At 34.9% G+C, this 18794-nt stretch carries 22 protein-coding genes and 1 pseudogene; 18 read left to right on the forward strand and 5 right to left on the reverse strand.

Features of this window, described 5'->3' with window-relative positions; all coding sequences use genetic code 11:
- Positions 1-13 precede the first annotated feature (13 nt).
- The gene (locus CDZ89_RS19665) at positions 14-163 is read right to left on the reverse strand and encodes a hypothetical protein (protein WP_157842716.1); all 150 of its coding nucleotides are present in this window, start codon (positions 161-163) and stop codon (positions 14-16) included.
- Between the two features lie 159 nt (positions 164-322).
- On the opposite strand from CDZ89_RS19665, the gene CDZ89_RS10410 reads away from it, so the two are divergent.
- The 4 genes from CDZ89_RS10410 (at position 323) to CDZ89_RS10425 (ending at position 2329) form a co-directional block, all read left to right on the forward strand.
- Positions 323-1243, forward strand: coding sequence for an SGNH/GDSL hydrolase family protein (locus CDZ89_RS10410; protein ID WP_100333670.1), 921 nt, complete (start codon positions 323-325; stop codon positions 1241-1243).
- 5 nt (positions 1244-1248) lie between these two features.
- Positions 1249-1833, forward strand: a complete 585-nt coding sequence (locus CDZ89_RS10415; protein ID WP_100333671.1) for a YpmS family protein — start codon at positions 1249-1251, stop codon at positions 1831-1833.
- Positions 1834-1995: 162 nt separating this feature from the next.
- The gene (locus CDZ89_RS10420) at positions 1996-2085 is read left to right on the forward strand and encodes a YjcZ family sporulation protein (RefSeq protein WP_096154385.1); all 90 of its coding nucleotides are present in this window, start codon (positions 1996-1998) and stop codon (positions 2083-2085) included.
- Between the two features lie 112 nt (positions 2086-2197).
- A complete protein-coding gene (locus CDZ89_RS10425) occupies positions 2198-2329 on the forward strand; it encodes a YjcZ family sporulation protein (protein WP_096154386.1) in 132 nt (43 codons plus the stop codon).
- A gap of 45 nt (positions 2330-2374) precedes the next feature.
- Here CDZ89_RS10425 and CDZ89_RS10430 read toward each other — a convergent pair whose 3' ends face one another.
- The 4 genes from CDZ89_RS10430 to CDZ89_RS10450 all read right to left on the reverse strand — a co-directional run bounded on the left by CDZ89_RS10430 (position 2375) and on the right by CDZ89_RS10450 (position 5243).
- Positions 2375-3103 (reverse strand): DUF4397 domain-containing protein, encoded by a 729-nt coding sequence (locus CDZ89_RS10430; protein ID WP_100333672.1) that lies wholly within the window; start codon positions 3101-3103, stop codon positions 2375-2377.
- Between the two features lie 123 nt (positions 3104-3226).
- The gene (locus CDZ89_RS10435) at positions 3227-3475 is read right to left on the reverse strand and encodes a DNA alkylation repair protein (protein ID WP_096154388.1); all 249 of its coding nucleotides are present in this window, start codon (positions 3473-3475) and stop codon (positions 3227-3229) included.
- A gap of 62 nt (positions 3476-3537) precedes the next feature.
- A complete protein-coding gene (locus tag CDZ89_RS10440; RefSeq protein WP_096154389.1) occupies positions 3538-3870 on the reverse strand; it encodes a MerR family transcriptional regulator in 333 nt (110 codons plus the stop codon).
- A 437-nt stretch (positions 3871-4307) separates the two neighbouring features.
- The gene (locus CDZ89_RS10450; RefSeq protein WP_100333673.1) at positions 4308-5243 is read right to left on the reverse strand and encodes a CobW family GTP-binding protein; all 936 of its coding nucleotides are present in this window, start codon (positions 5241-5243) and stop codon (positions 4308-4310) included.
- A gap of 153 nt (positions 5244-5396) precedes the next feature.
- Here CDZ89_RS10450 and msrA point away from each other — a divergent pair.
- The 14 genes and pseudogenes from msrA to CDZ89_RS10510 form a co-directional block, all read left to right on the forward strand.
- Positions 5397-5918: pseudogene (gene msrA / locus CDZ89_RS20515) on the forward strand (peptide-methionine (S)-S-oxide reductase MsrA); the annotation flags it as partial.
- On the forward strand, positions 5904-6356 hold the full coding sequence (msrB, locus tag CDZ89_RS20520; RefSeq protein ID WP_406564922.1) for a peptide-methionine (R)-S-oxide reductase MsrB: 453 nt from the start codon (positions 5904-5906) through the stop codon (positions 6354-6356). The pseudogene msrA and the gene msrB, both read left to right, overlap by 15 nt.
- Positions 6357-7374: 1018 nt before the next feature.
- Positions 7375-7989 (forward strand): methyl-accepting chemotaxis protein, encoded by a 615-nt coding sequence (locus CDZ89_RS20525; protein WP_406564923.1) that lies wholly within the window; start codon positions 7375-7377, stop codon positions 7987-7989.
- A gap of 153 nt (positions 7990-8142) precedes the next feature.
- Positions 8143-8283, forward strand: coding sequence for a YjcZ family sporulation protein (locus CDZ89_RS10465; protein ID WP_096154394.1), 141 nt, complete (start codon positions 8143-8145; stop codon positions 8281-8283).
- Positions 8284-8541: 258 nt separating this feature from the next.
- Entirely contained in the window at positions 8542-10011 is a 1470-nt protein-coding gene (locus tag CDZ89_RS10470) for an NAD(P)/FAD-dependent oxidoreductase (RefSeq protein WP_100333674.1), read from the forward strand.
- 53 nt (positions 10012-10064) lie between these two features.
- Positions 10065-10193: a hypothetical protein gene (locus CDZ89_RS20295; protein WP_255249790.1), complete on the forward strand. Its 129-nt coding sequence runs from the start codon at positions 10065-10067 to the stop codon at positions 10191-10193.
- Between the two features lie 145 nt (positions 10194-10338).
- Positions 10339-11694, forward strand: coding sequence for an aspartate aminotransferase family protein (locus CDZ89_RS10475; protein WP_096154396.1), 1356 nt, complete (start codon positions 10339-10341; stop codon positions 11692-11694).
- Positions 11687-12400, forward strand: coding sequence for a CoA transferase subunit A (locus CDZ89_RS10480; RefSeq protein WP_096154397.1), 714 nt, complete (start codon positions 11687-11689; stop codon positions 12398-12400). Before CDZ89_RS10475 ends, CDZ89_RS10480 begins: the two co-directional genes overlap by 8 nt.
- A complete protein-coding gene (locus CDZ89_RS10485; protein ID WP_096154398.1) occupies positions 12367-13020 on the forward strand; it encodes a 3-oxoacid CoA-transferase subunit B in 654 nt (217 codons plus the stop codon). The genes CDZ89_RS10480 and CDZ89_RS10485 overlap by 34 nt, the downstream gene beginning before the upstream one ends.
- Before the next feature lie 34 nt (positions 13021-13054).
- Positions 13055-14326, forward strand: coding sequence for a peptidase (locus CDZ89_RS10490; protein ID WP_100333675.1), 1272 nt, complete (start codon positions 13055-13057; stop codon positions 14324-14326).
- A 329-nt stretch (positions 14327-14655) separates the two neighbouring features.
- The gene (ablB, locus tag CDZ89_RS10495) at positions 14656-15534 is read left to right on the forward strand and encodes a putative beta-lysine N-acetyltransferase (RefSeq protein ID WP_096154400.1); all 879 of its coding nucleotides are present in this window, start codon (positions 14656-14658) and stop codon (positions 15532-15534) included.
- 13 nt (positions 15535-15547) lie between these two features.
- Positions 15548-16942, forward strand: a complete 1395-nt coding sequence (locus tag CDZ89_RS10500) for a sigma-54 interaction domain-containing protein (protein ID WP_096154401.1) — start codon at positions 15548-15550, stop codon at positions 16940-16942.
- A gap of 122 nt (positions 16943-17064) precedes the next feature.
- Positions 17065-18486, forward strand: coding sequence for a lysine 2,3-aminomutase (gene kamA / locus CDZ89_RS10505; protein WP_100333676.1), 1422 nt, complete (start codon positions 17065-17067; stop codon positions 18484-18486).
- On the forward strand, positions 18483-18755 hold the full coding sequence (locus CDZ89_RS10510; RefSeq protein WP_096154403.1) for a YokU family protein: 273 nt from the start codon (positions 18483-18485) through the stop codon (positions 18753-18755). The genes kamA and CDZ89_RS10510 overlap by 4 nt, the downstream gene beginning before the upstream one ends.
- Positions 18756-18794: the final 39 nt, after the last annotated feature.

Below are 18794 nucleotides of genomic sequence, written 5' to 3' on the forward strand. Positions count from 1 at the left end.
ATAAGGATGCGTCTTACGCATCCTTATTTGATTTTTCTTCATCTTCAACAGATGAGCGGGCACCATCATCCACAATTGCATATAACTCCTTCATAAATAAATCTTTCGACACTTCCTTATTACAAGCTAAAATCTCTTTCTCGCCATTTCCTTTTTTATCCATCAACAAAACCTCCAACTGAACTTTATGTTTAATATGGATAATCAAAGGTAATGTATACATTATTAGCTTTTTTCCGTTACATATTAAAGGATGTGTAAGAGTATCAGCATTGAGATAAAAGTGCTATAATAGTAGTAACAGCATTAAAGGGTGAGCATAATGAAAAAATTAATTCTTTTATTATCTTTCGTATTTATTTTAATATTCGTAGCTGGTTGTAGTTCTACAAACAGCTCCAGTTCAAACGTTATTTTAGACAAACTACAAGAACGAAAACATACAATTAACCAAAAACTTTCGACAGAAGACGGTTTTTTTAATAAATTTACAGAAGAAGTAGTTAATGAAAACCAATTAAAACAGCTAGCATTAAACGAAAAAGAGGAAATTACAAATGAATTTTTTGATCGATCCTTAAACTTAGTTTTCTTTGGAGATTCTTTAACACAAGGTGTTGGTGACCAAACGAATAGTGGTGGTTATGTACCATTTATAAAGGATTATTACGAGGAAAAATCATATATCGACAATGTTGCTATTAAAAATTTAGGTGTTCGAGGAAACAGAACAGACCATTTACAACGACGCCTTAATTCAGATGAAGTAAAACAATCCCTAACAGAAGCCGATGTTATTTTTATAACAATAGGTGGAAATGATTTAATGAAAGTAGTTCGTGAAAACTTCTTATCTTTAACTTTTCCTCTTTTTGATAAAGAACAGACTCTATATGGAGAGCGGTTTACAGACGTACTTGGGACAATTAGAGAGCACAATGAAGTTAGCCCTATTTATGTAATCGGAATTTTTAATCCATTTTATCAATTTTTCCAAGAAATACACGAAATGAATGAAGTCGTTACTAATTGGAATAATGTTAGTGCAAAAGTTTTAGCTAATTATGAAAATACACATTTTATTTCTATTGATGATATATTTTTAGATCCTACTCAACATTTATTAGATGATGACCAGTTTCACCCAAATGAAATTGGCTATTCATTAATTGGAGAACGAGTGGTAGAGGCTATTGACCAGCAGTATAAAAAACTAGCTTTCGATGAGCCTGTAGAGGAGTAGTTACCATGTTACAACGAATAAAATCTTGGAAATCATCATTTTTCATATTACTAATAGTTAATATCATAATCGCTCTAACTGTTTCTTTCCTTATTTTTTTACCAAACGGTAACAAAATAATGTTTAATAAAAATGAAGATGAACGAAAAAGAGTTGGCTTTACCATTCAATCGAATAAAGAAGACTTGAATGATTTGATTGATTATTATTTAACAAGAGAAACGAAGCGGCCATTGAACTATGATGTTACCCTAACCGATCGCGTAGAGTTACGTGGAGAAATAACAGTTTTTGAGCGAAATATCCCATTAACGATGACATTTGTTCCAGAAGTCCAAGAAAATGGAGATGTTATTCTTAATCAAGATTCGATGTCTATTGGTAGACTACAAGTACCAGTAGCGATGGTGTTGAAATACGTAGCTGACAATTATCCTTTACCTGAGTGGGTAACGATTTCTCCAAGCGAACAATTAATCTACGTAGGAATTACGGAACTAAAACTTCAAGGCGATACAAAAGTTAAGTTAGTAAATTTTGACCTAGAAAAAGACGATTTAGTATTTAGATTATACGTACCTGTAGAATAAAACGAACAGAAGACCGCTTATAGAAGCAGGTCTTTTTTTTTGTTATAAAATAAACGTATTAATCAGGTTAAATCCCTATTTTTCCTAGATATGGGCATTCGCCTTTACACTTTTGGCGTAACTGCATAAATTATCACTAGGAAAGAAGGGGAGGTGTACAACATGAGTCATACTGGATATGGATCTGGTTTCGCTTTAGTAGTAGTTTTATTCATCTTGTTAATCATTGTAGGCGCAGGTATTTTGAGATAATTATGTTCTCAGGAGAGTGTGCTTAATATATCTCCTTAATTCTCTACTTCTGGAATATGAAAAGTGCACCTTATATAGCGGTGAATGTATCACTTATAAGGAGGTGACAATTATGGGTTGGTGTGGTCCATCTTACGGTTACGGCCCTCAAGTAGCTGGCGCAGGTTATCCTGGTGGTAACTCTTTCGTGTTAATCGTAGTATTATTCATTCTATTAATCATTGTTGGTGCTGCATGGTGCTAATATTATGAAAAGGGGTGCTCAGTCAGTCGACTGAGCATTTTTAAGTTACGGCACCAAAAATAATGTTTCTAAACCTGGCTTTTTCTCTGCAAACCCCACGACAATTACTGTATATCCAATGTCAGGTCTAAATTTAATTCTGTCTAATGTTAACACAACATTTTTAGTACCAGCGACTCTAACTTCTAGGTCAACTGTCATAGGTGTTAACCCTAAATATTCTGTAACTTCTTTAAATGCAACATTTGAAAAAACAACATCTCCACCTTGAACAGCTATATCTACATTTGGGGTATCAGATGATACGTGTATAAATCTAAATTTCGTTTCACTTGTTGGCACACTAGGATCATCTGTCCAAATAAATAAATTAATATTGTTAACTTCTTCAATTGCTCCAACTGTGTATAACTCATTCTGTTCCACACTTAGTGATTCTGTTAAAACTGCTACATTTTTTTCACCTGTAGGATAAACTTTTACTTGATAAACACCTCCTGGAAGCTCAACATATTCACTAATGTTTTTATACCTAACATTTGTAAATGTTCTTTCATCATTTATATATACGTCTACTGCTGGAGCATCAGGGGAAGCATGGAGAAAACGAACACTTGAGTTGTTCCTCATTTGAATAGATTGGGAAGATAAGTTCATATATTTCTTGTAGTAGTATAAGTGTTTCATTGGGTCTACATATTGAAAGAAATTAGCCATTAACCAATATTTTTCTGCTTCTTCCTCGAAATTTCTGTTATTTGCTTGAAAGTCCATGTCTACACCTCGCTATTATAATAAATAACTAAATAACCATATGGTATAAGCATATTCACGATGACTTGGACTATTGTGTATGTTTCATTCCATAAAAAAACGCCAGTAGATTTTCTACTAGCGTCACGTATTTTTTAATTCTGCGTGTTTAATGAAAGTTCTTTCTTCTTCAATTTGCCCACATGTTCCACATTGCACTTTATGTGAAGGACCTTTATAAGCAATATGGAAAGCATCTAAGTTTTCAGAAGAGAATTCTGTTAAAACTTCGCCCGTTTGTGGATTAAGTTTTACCGATTTAGGTACTTGTTCAATAATATTAAAACGAGATCGGTTCGTTTTACAATTTGGGCATAAATATGGTGAAGTCATTGTATGTCCACCTCCTAGTTATACTATTTGTTTTTTAGGAAGTTTTATACATACTAACTAAGTTAAGAATGTCCAGTATTGTTTTTATTGAAATGTGCTTGAATTTGCCCTTTTAACATTTGCTTTTTCCAGTTTTCTTGTTCTTTTTCTTTCTTTTTCCACTGTTGTCTAATTTCATACGTTTGTACGCCGTCTTCGATATGATTAGCTATTTCTACAAGTTTTTCTATGTCTAAGAAAGAGTATTTACGTATGCCTGAAGCTGTTCTTGCAGGGAAAATTAGTTTTCGTTCTTCATAATAGCGAATTTGTCTCTCGGATAATCCAGTTAGCTCTCGAACGGTACCTATAGAAATTACTTTTTTCTCTTTATACGATTTTTCATCAAACTTCATCGTAACACATCCCAATGTAGCTTTTTTAGAAAGCTAACTCTTTTCATTTATTATATTACAGATGAAATATATTGACTTCCTTTTTGTAAGGTTTCCTTACATATTCCAAAAAATATTCCTTTTTGCCGCAGATGATTGGAGCGCAAGCCTTCGCTTTTTGCGGGCGGTATAAAGGTAGGTTATTTTCACTGTCGTGAAAAAACCTACTCCTCGGCACAGGCGCCTGTGGGGTCTCACTTAACACGCTTTCACGCAGGACAAGGAAGGCTACCAAGCGATACATCCTTTGTAAGGAAATGCGTTAGCATTTTCGAGGAGTCTTCGGCTTGAGCTCCAATCATCTGCTGGAAAGTTAAGAATGTAAAATGCAATTTTAAAAAAATAAAAAAATCCGAAAAATTCCTAAGTTATTAGGAATATTACGGATTTTTCTTAATTCAATTTAGTTTTGTCCCAGCCTCTTCTAATTTTTTTAATTGGGATGTTAGTATATCTTTTTGTAATTCTTCACCGATGATTACGAGATTTAATGGTACTTTAATTGGTTCTTTTAAGTAGAGTGGTGTGCCGTATGAATATTGAAACAAGTAGATACTGCTCGTATTCTTGAATTTTATATAACCTTTTATTCGATAAATAGTATCGGGAAGATTCTTTAACCAGTCTTCGAATTCGTCTAAATCGATTTCATTTTTAAACTCATAAACAAATGTACGTAAATTCAGCTCGTTTTTCACATGCAACGCTTCATGTTTGTCTCTTTCGATGGAAGAGATTGTTTTCCAACTATCTAAAGGTATATCAGCGAATGATGTCAGGAAACAAGCGGCCTTTGGGTTTATTTGTTGAATTTCAAATAATACGGAAGCTACTTTTTCTTCTGAAAGTAAATCTGTTTTATTTAAAATAATTAGATCCGCATGCTTGATTTGCTCTCTAATTAATTGTTGGATTTGTATGGAGAAAGTATGTCTATCATTCCACCTTGTTACATCAAGTAATGATACTACTTTTGCAATCTCTAACCTACTTGCAAACAGAGGGGACAATAACGTATCCAATACTTCGATAGGGTGTGCTGCACCAGTTGTCTCAATGTAAATAGCGTCTAAGTCTTTTTCATATAATAAACCTTGGACAGTAGACTCCAATTTTTCTTGAATGGTGCAACAAATACATCCATCAAAAAGTTCAGACAAAGGTAAATCTTTCGGTACTTGATCAGAGTCTATGGATACACTCCCTAATTCGTTCATTATAACCGCGACTTTTCTACCTAGTTCCGTTTCAGATTTCAGCATTTTTTTCAGTAATGTCGTCTTACCACTACCTAAAAAACCTGAAAGGATGTAAACATCTATTTTTTTTTGCAAAATGGTGACCTCCTAGTATGTACGAAAAAGAATTCTTGCTACATTTTAACATAATAAGCAATACATTAAGTAGAATTTAAGTGCTTAAATTGTGAATTTAAGAAAATGGTTGTTATAATTATTTCCATATATACGAGAAAGGTAAGTGATTCTATGCAAAACAATTTTCAAAAAGCTACATTTGCCGGTGGGTGCTTTTGGTGTATGGTAAAACCTTTTGATAAACAGCCCGGAATAGAAAAAGTCGTCTCAGGATATACAGGAGGACATAAAGAAAACCCAACATATAAAGAAGTTTGTTCCGAAACAACTGGTCATTACGAAGCTGTCCAAATTACATTTGATCCAATTGTTTTCCCATACGAAAAACTGTTAGAAATTTTTTGGCAACAAATTGATCCAACTGACGCAGGAGGACAATTTAATGACAGAGGAAACAGTTATCGCACAGCGATCTTTTATCATAATGATGAACAACAACAACTCGCAGAAAAATCAAAAGAAATTATAGATAAAAGCGGTAAGTTTCAAAAACCTATTGTGACGAGTATTCTTCCTGCTCAAATTTTTTACGAAGCAGAAGAATATCATCAACATTATTATAAGAAACATCCGTTTCGTTATAAGATGTATCATACAGGTTCAGGGCGTGCGGCATATATTAAAAGTGCATGGAAAGATTCTGATCGTGACCAAAAGGTAAAACAGAATTTAACTGCCATTCAATACGAAGTGACACAAAATAATGGAACAGAACCTCCGTTTAGAAATGAGTTTTGGAATCACACAGAAGAAGGAATTTATGTGGATATCGTTTCTGGTGAACCTTTATTTAGCTCGTTAGATAAATATGATGCAGGTTGCGGGTGGCCAAGTTTTACAAGACCGATAAAAAAAGAGCAAGTAGTTGAAGAAATGGATGTAACCCATAACATGGTACGAACGGAAGTTAGAAGCAAAGATGCAGACTCACATTTAGGTCATGTTTTTGAAGACGGACCTCGCGAAAAAGGTGGACTACGTTATTGTATAAACTCCGCTGCATTACGATTTATTAAAGTCGATGACCTTGAAAAAGAAGGATATGGGGAATACAAATCTCTATTTATATGAAATGCTGAGAAGTTCGTTTGCTAACAATAACGAACTTCTTTTTGTTTTTGTCGAAAACCGCAAACTTTAAAGGATTTTATATTTTTTTGTAGAATAGAATGCTAGAATTATATTATTATTTATAGCGGTTGGAAGGGGAAAGTCAATGTCGGATATTATGAGCATTAAACAATTAAAATTAGAAGACCTGTATAAAAAAAATTCGCTCATGTTTTTTGTTGTTTTTTTAGCGTACGGAGCTGGTTTGATAGTAAATATATTAGTACCAGTAGCTCCTGTTATTACATATACACTATTATCGGCGTTGTGTTTAGGTATCATTTTATTTTTCCTAGCAAGATGGAATAATACTTTCCATTTTGTCGTACCTTATTTTGCAGTTATTGCTACTTTTATTGTATTTTTTACTATTTTGGTAATCAGAGGTGCATCCTTATCTGGATTTGTTTTACCTTTCTTAGTATTTACGATAGCAACTTTATATTTTAATAGGATTGTTTTTATCATAGGAGCAATATGTAGTACCATGTTATTCTCTTATTCTATGTGGTCCTTTATGAATGGGAACATGTTATTAGACGGACAAATAGGGAATTTGTTTTTATTGTTTTTTATTTTATTAATTATCACGTTTGTACAAGTTCACATCGGAAAAACTTTATTCCAACAATTTGAACATTTAGTTATAAAGATGACGGAAGAACAGCATGAGAGAGAAAAGAAGCAAGAATTATTTAAAGCGGATGCGATAAACTTAATGAAAGAAGTGGAAAACATCCATAGTAAATTAAAAGTGAACATTTCTTCCCAAAAAGAAATTTCAGATACAGTAGAAGAGATTTCTAGCACAAGCCAAAAACAAGCGGACCAAATTAGTTATATTGTTGAACATTCAAATGATGTTGCTACATTGATGGATTCCATGGTAGAAAAATCATCGTTTTTAGAGGAAAAAACGAAAGAATCCTCACATTTATCCAATAATGGCAGCTTACAAGCAAAACGTTTAGTTCAACATATGAGTGGTTTTTCAAACGATGTTACAGGAGTAGCCCAAGTCTTTCAACAACTGACAGATCGAATCGAACAAACGAATGAATTAACGAAAAACATTAAGCAAATTACGGAACAAACAAACTTACTAGCTCTAAATGCCTCTATCGAAGCAGCCCGTGCTGGCGAAGCGGGTAAAGGTTTTGCCGTTGTAGCAAACGAAATAAGAAAGCTAGCTCATATTACTGAACAAACAACTGTGGAAATTAATGATAACTTATTAGCTTTAAATCACTCTAAAGACACTGTATTACAAAAGTTAACAAGCAACTTGGACCAATTGAATCAAAATGTTCAGTCTACAAAAGATGTAGAAGATTATTTTAATCGAATTGAAAAAACGTTAAAACTTCTAGAATCAACCGTTGCAGACTACTCCCGTTTTGCTTTTGATGTGAAAGAAAAAACGAAACAAACGGACTCTTATACAAGTGATTTCGCAGCATGGATGGAAGAGGCTTCAGCAGGTCTTCAACAAATGAGTGCAAACATTCAGCAATTAAATGATGAAAATGGGCATATTGGTCATTCATTAGAGTCCATCGAAGAAATTCTTCATTCCATGGAAAATAAAAAATAAACATTTGAATCCATATTTATGTGTAAGACTACTATTATTAAACGAACGGTAAATTTTGCAAATGATTAATTTTCCACTATAGGCGAATGCACATACGAGACAACCACCTATCACATAAAGTAAAGTGTAAACTAAATACAGGAGTGATCAAACATGCACGATTACTGTTATTACACTTACGGTCAATGTGGTTATCCAACAGGTGTAGCTGGAGCGCACACAGGTAATACGTTCGTATTAATCGTCGTATTATTTATTCTTTTAATTATCGTTGGAGCTTGCTACTGCAAATAATGAATAGGCTATAAGAAGTAGTGAAGGTTTATGAACCTTCACTATTTTTTATTCTCTTAGCATGGGAACTAATTGTTGAAGAAAGCACGAGGTACTCGCTTTCGTTTTAAACAGTCGGAATTATTAAAAAACAACCAAAACACGAACGATAAACACATAAACTTAATTTAAATTCGTAAAAACGGTTGACTGGTTGGATGGGTTTTGTTATATTTACATAGGTTTGAAATTCATACACGAATAATGGGGGATTACACAATGAACCAAAATTATGATGTTATCGTTGTTGGGGCTGGCCCAGCTGGAATATTTGCTTGTTACGAATTAACATTAAAATTACCGAATGCTAAAATTTTATTAATAGATAAAGGTCACAACATATATAAACGTAATTGTCCTATTCTTCAAAAAAAGATTGAGAAATGTCCACCTGCTGCTGGTAGAAAAGAATTCGCAGGGTGCTTACCGGCATGTTCCATTACAAACGGATTTGGAGGAGCAGGAGCATACTCCGATGGTAAGTTTAACATTACAAGTGAGTTTGGCGGTTGGATGACAGATTACCTTCCAGAATCAACGGTTGTTGATTTAATTAAATACGTTGACTCCATTAATTTAAAACACGGAGCGACAGATTCCATAACGGATCCATTAACAGAAGAAGTAAAAGATATTGAAAGAAGAGGCTATGCAGTTGGTTTAAAGCTGTTAAGAGCGCAAGTACGCCATCTTGGTACAGAGCAAAACTTAGCAATCTTAAAAGATATTTATGAGTATTTAACAACTAAAATTGAAATGCAATATAAAGTAGAAGTAGAAGATATTATTACAGAGAAAATGGACGGTAAGCACAGTATTAAAGGTATTGAGCTAAAAGATGGCACAACCTATACAGCACCATACGTAATGGTTGCACCAGGACGAGACGGTTCGAAGTGGTTAACAAAAGTATTAAAAGCTCGCCGCTTAAAAATGATCAATAACCAAGTTGATATCGGAGTTCGCGTAGAAACGTCTAATATCGTAATGCAAGAAATTAATAAACACTTATATGAAGGAAAGTTTATTTATAACACTTCAGTAGGTACAAGAGTACGTACTTTCTGTAGCAATCCATCAGGTCATGTTGTCGTGGAAAACCACTCAGGAATTATGTTAGCAAATGGGCATGCATACAAAGACCCTAAATTAGGTAGTGAAAATACGAACTTTGCCCTACTAGTTTCACATAAATTTGCTGATCCTTTTGATAAACCAAATGAGTACGCACATGAAGTTTCTACTTTAGCAAACAGTCTTTCGAATGGTGGAATCATTGTTCAAAAATACGGTGATATTTTAAAAGGGCGTCGCTCAACTGAGAACAGAATTAAAGAAGGATTTTTAGAGCCATCTATGAAAGAAGCAGTTCCTGGAGATTTAGGGTTAGTTTTACCGTATAATACAATGAAAAGCTTGATCGAGATGATGGAAGCACTAGACCACGTAACACCTGGTTTAGCATCTGAACATACATTATTCTATGGGGTAGAGGCAAAGTTTTACTCAGCACGTCCGAAGCTTACGGATAAATTTGAAACGGAAATTTCCGGCCTTTATGTTGGTGGTGACGGAGCAGGTATTACACGTGGATTAGCACAAGCAAGTGCAAGCGGTGTTTGGGTTGCAAGAGACATGTTAAGGAAAATGGGTACAACAACAACTATACGTACGTTAGAAACAGTATAAATCATAAAAAGAGGCTTTCTGTTACATAATAGTAATGACAGGAGGCTTTGAACATGCAACATAACGACTACGAAATGAAGTTACTACATGAAGTATACCGAACAGAAAGAGAACAATCCAAAACAGATCGTTCAAAACTAAGTAAAAAACTTCAACTAAAAAGAAAATTCTCGAAAAAATAGCTCTCTAATCCTAGAGGGCTATTTTTTTATCAACCACCTAAAATAAATTAAATGAAAGATTTTCCTCTTTGTCTCATATATATAAGTAAGAATGGTATTTTTCTAGATTGCTATCCTAAATACGTGATGAAATGGGGGGCGCTGTTTGGATCAATCATATTTAATTAAACCTTTACTCGATAAGCAGTACCCAATGATTGATTATGGTCGTGGTGTCTATTTATTTGATATTCATGGCAAAAAGTATCTAGATGGTTGCTCCGGAGCAGTTACAGTAAGTATTGGTCATCATGTACAGGCTGTCATGGATGCAATGCATGAGCAAGCAAGTAAAGTTTCTTTTGTATATCGATCTCAATTTACTAGTGAATCAGCAGAAAAGTTGGCGACTAAACTAATGGAAATAGCACCTGGGTCCATTAATTGGTCGTTTTTTGTCAATAGCGGAACAGAAGCCATTGAAACTGCCATGAAAATAGCTATTCAGTACTGGCAAGAGAAAGGAAAACCAACGAAAACCAAAATCATTTCGCGCAAGAATAGTTACCATGGTATTACAATTGGGGCACTTTCTCTTTCTGGATATCCAGTAAGAAGAAGAAGATTCGAACCATTATTAGAAAATGCTCCAATCGTTCATGCTCCTTATTGTTATAGGTGCCCGTTCAGTATGACATACCCAGAATGCCAACTAAAGTGTGCAAACGATTTAGAACGAGCAATTGATGAGGTTGGTTCAGAAAATATCGCAGCTTTTATTGCGGAACCAATTGTTGGTGCTGCAGCTGGAGCAGTAACACCACCTGATGGATATTATAAACGGATAAAAGACATCTGTGACGAAAAGAATATTTTATTCATTGCTGACGAAGTGATGACAGGGATAGGAAGAACCGGCAAGATGTTTGCTATTGAACATTGGGAGGTTACTCCAGATATTATTTGTATAGGAAAAGGCATGAGTGCTGGCTATACACCTATCGCTGCCACTTTAGTAAGCGAAGAAATAATGGAACCTATCTTACTAGGATCAAAAGTCATTATGAGTGGTCATACGTACAGTGCTAATCCGCAATCAACAGCAGTTGCGTTAGCAGTATTAAACTATATTGAATGTAACCAATTAGTAGAGAACAGTAATGAAAAAGGAACTTATTTACGACAACAACTAAATAAACTAAAAGATACTTATCCTATCATAGGTGACGTAAGAGGAAAAGGACTATTATTAGGTATCGAATTAGTAGCTAACAACGTAAGTAAATTTCCTTTTGCCAATGAAAAGGCCGTTACCTTGAAGATGGTCGAAATTGCACAACAGAACGGATTATTAATTTATCCCGCAGCAGCAGGAGAAGAGCCTATTGGAGGAGATGCAATAATCGTTGCACCACCACTAACGATTACAATAGATGAAGTTGACGAATTAATAACTCTTTTAGAAAAAACGTTAGAGCAAGTAAGTAAACAACTTCAAGTAGGTGAAGAGGAATATGAGTAACAATTCATTCGGAAAAATTGTAAATAGTAACGAAATTACACATCTACTTCACGACAACATGTCTATTATGTTCGGCGGGTTTGGTGGTGTTGGAAACCCTCCACTATTGATTGATGCTTTAATAGAAACAGGAATAAATAATTTAACACTAATCGGTAACGATGCGGGTTTTCCTACCATCGGAATAGGAAAATTAGTTAGTTTAGGTAGAGCTAAAAAATTAATTACATCTCACATTGGCTCCAATCCAATTGCAGGGCAATTAATGACAGATGGCAAGCTTGAAATAGAATTTAGTCCTCAAGGAACATTAGCTGAAAGAATACGTGCAGGTGGAGTTGGATTAGGCGGTATATTAGTTGATGTTGGCTTACAAAGTGAAATCGTACGAAACAATAAACCTACAACTTTCATTAACGAAAAAGAATATTTAATAGAAAATGCTCTTACAGCAAATATAGGAATCGTATATGCAAAAAAAGCAGACAGTTACGGAAACTTGGTTTTCGATAAAAGTGCAAGAAACACGAACTCATTAGTGGCAATGGCCGGTGACATCACGATCGTAGAAGCAGAAGAAATAGTAGAATTAGGCGAATTAAATCCAGAAGAGATCGTAACACCTGGAGTATTTGTCGACTACATCATTCCAAGTAAGGGAGTGAACTGGACATGGGTTTGGGAAAAAACGTACGTGAGGAAATAGCGAATAGAGCAGCAAAGGAAATAACCTCAGGCATGGTTGTAAATTTAGGTATAGGGATACCATCCCTTGTTCCGAATTTTTTAGCAGAAGAATCGAAAGTTATGTTTCACGCGGAAAACGGCATCTTAGGAATGGGACCTACTCCATACGAAGGAGAAGAAGATGAAAACCTATGTAATGCTGCAGGTTTCCCCGTAACCCTTATAAAAGGAGCTTCATATTTTGACAGTAGTATAGCTTTTGGAATGATTAGACGCGGAAAGCTAGATCTTACCATACTTGGTAGTTTACAAGTTAGTGAGAATGGAGACTTAGCAAATTGGATTGTTCCTGGAAAAAGAGTTCCGGGGATGGGTGGAGCAATGGAGTTATCTCAAAAAGCACAAAAAGTCATTGTCGTTATGAACCATACGAATAAAAATGGAGAATCCAAGATTGTAAAAGAATGTACGATACCAATAACAACTCCCTCTTGTGTAAACATGATTATTACAGAAATGGCTGTTTTTGAATTTATAGAAGGTAAATTAACCTTAACGGAAATTATGGACGGATATACAATCAATCAAATAAAAGAAAATACGTTAGCTACATTTATTATTCATAAAAATCTATGCTAGAACTGGTGAATCCTTATAGAAAGGATGAAAAAAATTGAAAGATGTAAAAAAAGAAGTAGAAAATTGGCTCCTAGATAACGAACCAAGAATGATCAAGTTATTACAGCGGTTAGTACAAGAACCTAGTACACAAGGGGTAGAAAGCGCTGCTCAAGCTATCATTGTAGAAACGTGTAGAGAGCTCGGCTTACAGTTAGACATATGGGAGCCAGGTGGTGAACAATTAAAAAAACACCCTTATTTTGTAACAACACGTAAAAACTTTTCCAATTCACCAAATGTAGTTGCTGTTCGAAAAGGCACTGGCGGCGGGAAATCGATTATATTAAATGGTCATATTGATGTAGTACCAGAAGGTGACGTTAGTCAGTGGAATGATGAGCCATTCTCCGGTAGTGTAGTTGATGGGAAATTGTATGGACGTGGCTCAACAGATATGAAAGGTGGAAATGTAGCACTTTTAATGGCTCTTAAAGCCATTCAATCTCTTAATATTCCGATAAAAGGAGATATCATTTTTCAAAGTGTAATAGAAGAAGAAAGTGGTGGTGCTGGGACACTTGCTGCGATTTTAAGGGGATATAAGGCAGATGCAGCACTAATTCCTGAACCTACCAACATGAAGATTTTCCCTAAACAACAAGGATCTCTCTGGTTCCGCCTAGTTGTTAAAGGGAAGTCTGCTCACGGTGGAACTAGATATGAAGGCGTTAGTGCAATAGAAAAGGCGATGCTTGTTGTTCAAGGACTTTTAGACTTAGAAAAATTAAGGAACGCACGCGTAACCGATCCACTATATAAAAATACTCCAATACCACTTCCTATTAATATAGGAAAAATAAACGGAGGTAGTTGGCCATCTTCTGTACCAGATTCCGTTGAACTAGAAGGTAGGATCGGTGTCGGACCTGAAGAAGATATTGAGAAAGTTAAAGAGGAATTAGAACAAGTAATTTCGCAATTGTATAAAAAAGATTCCTGGTTTGAAAAAGCACCTATAAAAGTGGAATGGTTCGGAGCACGGTGGGTACCAGGTTCTGTAGAAATAGATCATCCTTTTGTTCAAACGTTAATCCATAACTTTGAAATAGTGAAACAAACACAACCAACCATCGAAGCTTCACCATGGGGTACAGATGGTGGATTGTTTACCCAATTGTTAAATATTCCAATCGTAGTATTCGGACCTGGCGCTACAGAAGTCGCCCACTTTCCAAACGAATACATCTCCATCCAAAACATAATGGAAACCACCAAAATCATCACCTTCACCCTACTAGACTGGTGTGAAATAGACAACACCTAACAATTTCAATTGTTTTTTAATAATGTTCATTTCTTTTAAAGTGAAGTAGTTTTCTTAAATGTTTTTTTCGCTAAGCTCATTTATCGTACTTTTTTATAAACTAGAGTGCATTGGAGCGGAAGGCATTTGACTCCTGCGGGAAGAAGAGCGAAGCGTGAGACCCCACAGGCGGGACGCCGAGGAGTAGGTTTTTTCACGGTAGTGAAAATTAACCTTCCGCTGCGCTCCCCGCGGAAAGCAAGTGCCTGTAGCGGAAAGGAACGGACATTGTTTTATATAAAGGTATTTTACAAACACATGTAGAAGGTACTACATAGGGGGTTGGATTCATGACACATAAAAAGAAAAAAATAGATATCAAAAACAACTACGGAGTCCTTAGTGGAGTAAAAGACTACTTTAACAAAAGACTAATTATGGAAACCTTCACCGGTAACACTACATACTGTTTAGAAGCGTTAGAAGCATTACAAAAAGAAGAATACGTAGAAAAAACAATTGCAAAAGTAAAAGAGAATCAATTGTTTTCTTTTATACAAAACGGATACATATTAGAAGCAAAAATACCTACATATTTTGATGGCACAGATGCGTACTTCGTTTGTAAATACCACATACAAGAAAGATATAATTCTACTAAATGGATAGAAGAAGATTCCATATTAAAGAATGCCAAAAATAAACAAACAAATACAATTAGGCTATTACCATCAAATTTTAAAGTAAGACAAGTTGTAGCAGAAGATGCAGAAAACCTATCATCACTTTATAAGGATGTATTTGAAGTATATCCTGTCCCAATCATAGATCCTGAATATATAAAAGAACAGTTAATTTGCGGGACCATTTTTTATTGTCTCGAAGTGGAAGGGAAAATCGTTGCAGCTGCTTCAGCTGACATTCACCGAAATTTTCGAAATGCTGAAATTACAGATTGTGCAACATTACAACCATATCGAAAATACGGTGTAATGAAAGTCATAATAACACATATCGAAGAAGAATTAATTCGTAATCAAATATTTTGTTCGTTTTCCATCGCTCGCTCTTTATCTTTTGGTATGAATGCCGTTTTACACCAATTAGATTATTCATATACAGGTAGGCTTAAAAATAATTGTTATATTTTTGACAAGATAGAAGACATGAATGTGTGGGTAAAAAATCTTTCAAATGCCAATTTTTCGGCACTAATTGCTAAAGGTTAGGCAGGTTGAACTAATGAGAAAAATAGAAGCTCTTTCAAATGAAATGTTAAAAAGTATACTAAATGGTATTGATGAAGCCATCCATGCCGTTGATAAAGAAGGAATAACGATTTTTTACAATGAGAATGCAGCCCAACATGATGATATGAGAGTGGAAGATGTAATTGGTAGACATGTATTAGAAGTATTTCCATCTCTAACGAAACAGACTAGTACACTTCTACAAGTTTTAAGTACACAAAAAGCCATTTACCATCAAAATCAACGCTTTGAAAATAAACGAGGTGTGATTATAGAAACAGTAAACACAACCATCCCTATCTTTATAGATGGTGTGTTAGAAGGTGCTGCTGAAATCGCAAAGAATTATAGTCAGCTTAAAATGATGTCCAATAAGTTAGTAGATTTACAATCAAAGCTTTCTTCCAAAGGACAACGTAGAAATAAAAGTTTTAAGCAGTTCTATAGCCTTCAGGACTTCATGACAAAAGATACGGAATGTAAAAGATTGCTAGAACAAGCGGAAAAAATCTCGAAAACAAATTTACCGGTCATGATTTACGGAGAAACAGGTACAGGTAAAGAGATCATCGCACAAGGTATACATGTTGCTTCACAAAGAAATAGAAATGAATTTATAGCGCAAAACTGTGCTGCTATTCCGAATACATTGTTAGAAAGTATTTTATTTGGAACAGAAAAAGGAAGCTTTACGGGAGCAGAAACAAAACCTGGATTATTAGAATTAGCAGACGGTGGAACTCTCTTTCTAGACGAACTAAACTCGATGCCTTTCGAACTTCAAGCAAAGTTATTACGAGTAATGGAAGATGGTTGCCTTAGAAGAGTAGGAAGTACAAAACCAATCTATGTAGATATTAGAATCATCGTTGCCTCGAATGAAAATCCGGAACGTTGTGTTCGAGAAGGAAAAATACGAAAAGATTTATATTACCGATTAAGTACATGCAGCCTTCATATTCCCGCATTAAGAAAGAGACCTACTGACATCCCGTTATTAATTCATTATTTTTTAGAAAAAAACAAGTGGGAAGAAACACCACATATTCCCGAAAGTACGTTGGATATATTTTGTCAATATGAGTGGCATGGTAATGTACGGGAGTTAAAAAATACGATAGAACTTCTGTTAGCGACTAATCTAGGAAACAAAACAATTGCGATTGAAAGCCTTCCTTCAAAGTTTTTGTCAGCACAAAACAACAAGAAAAGAGTTACTGATTTTTCTTTAAGAGAAACACTTGAAAATAAAGAAATGGAATTAATTGATTTAGCCCTTCAACAAACAGACGGTAACATCGTTCAAGCAGCAAGGTTATTGAAAATACCTAGACAAACTCTGCAATATAAAATTTCTAAGTTTTCTTTAACAGTGCCGAAAACTTAGCATAGCAATTTTTAAATTGTAATGACCGATGCCCTTTCTATTACATATATAAGTAATAATTAGCCCGATAAAATGTTTGGCACGATTATTGCATGTATTGTAAGTAAAGGGAGGAGATTTACATGATCCACAATGTTTACCAACCGACAAGACATTGGAAAGAGATAGAATTATGGAAAGATATAACAGAAGAACAATGGAATGATTGGTTATGGCAACTTACTAATACAATTAGAACGTTAGATGATTTGAAAAAAGTTGTTAACTTAACACCTGAAGAAGAAGAGGGAGTTAAAATTTCTACGAAAACAATACCTCTTAACATCACTCCATATTACGCTTCTTTGATGGATCCAAATGACGCAAGATGTCCAATACGAATGCAATCAGTACCAATATCAAAAGAAATATACAAAACGAAGTACGATTTAGAAGATCCATTATATGAAGATGAAGATTCACCAGTACCAGGATTAACTCACCGTTATCCTGATAGAGTATTATTTTTAGTGACAAATCAATGTTCTATGTACTGCCGATATTGTACTAGACGTAGATTTTCTGGCCAAATTGGTATGGGTGTCCCGAAAAAACAACTAGATGCAGCTATTGCCTACATTGCTGCAACACCTGAAGTAAGAGACGTTTTAATATCAGGTGGAGATGGTTTATTAATAAACGACCAAATACTTGAATACATTTTAAAAAATCTAAGAGCCATTCCACATGTGGAGATCATTCGAATTGGAACAAGAGCACCGGTTGTTTTTCCACAAAGAATAACAGAAAATCTTTGTAACATATTAAAAAAATATCATCCGATCTGGTTAAATACTCATTTTAATACTTCTATAGAAATTACCGAAGAATCCAAACAAGCATGTGAGATGTTAGCAAATGCTGGCGTACCAGTCGGAAATCAGGCTGTTATTTTGGCAGGTATTAATGACAGTGTTCCGATTATGAAAAAACTAATGCATGATTTAGTAAAAATAAGGGTCCGTCCATATTACATTTATCAGTGTGATTTATCAGAAGGAATTGGACATTTCCGCGCTCCCGTTTCTAAAGGCTTAGAAATTATTGAAGGACTTAGAGGACACACTTCAGGCTATGCTGTCCCAACCTTCGTGGTCGATGCTCCAGGTGGGGGGGGGAAGATAGCCGTCCAACCTAATTACATCATTTCACAAAGTGCGAGCAAAGTTGTATTACGTAACTTTGAAGGGGTAATCACAACCTACCCTGAACCAGAATCTTATGTTCCTGGAAGAGCGGAAGCCTATTTTGAGAAAATATATCCAGACATGAGTCAAAAGAGTTCAAATGTAGGTATCGCAGGTTTAATGAATGATACACAATTCAATTTAGTCCCGGAAGGTTTAAACAGGTTGTATAGAAGAAAAAATTATGAAACAGACCCTGCACACAGTTCTTTAAAAGATAAGCGGACCAAAAGAGATGAGTTAAAAGATAAAAAGTTCCAAGCGCAACTGAAAAAGTATAGTGAGGACTCTCCTGAATTGAAGGAGGGGATGGAATGACTTGTGAATGGTGTCAAAGTAAAGAAATAAAAGAAACTACTACAACCGTTCATTGGGAATTACCAGATGGAACAAGAGCTATCACGATAAATGATACTCCAGCTATTCAATGTTTAGAGTGTGGAATAGAATATCAATCCGAAAAAATAATTAAAGAAATAGAAGACCAATTATTTTTAGTTAATACAAAGCAACTAGAAAATATAACAACCTACAAAACATTATTAGCTCTTCCAAGGCTACTAAAAAGAAATTATTTTGATTTTTAAATAACCCTTTCACGAATGAAGTGTCTTATAGTAGAATAA

Origin of the sequence: Bacillus alkalisoli (genome assembly GCF_002797415.1) — a bacterium.
In the GTDB taxonomy this organism is placed as follows: domain Bacteria; phylum Bacillota; class Bacilli; order Bacillales; family Bacillaceae_I; genus Bacillus_CD; species Bacillus_CD alkalisoli.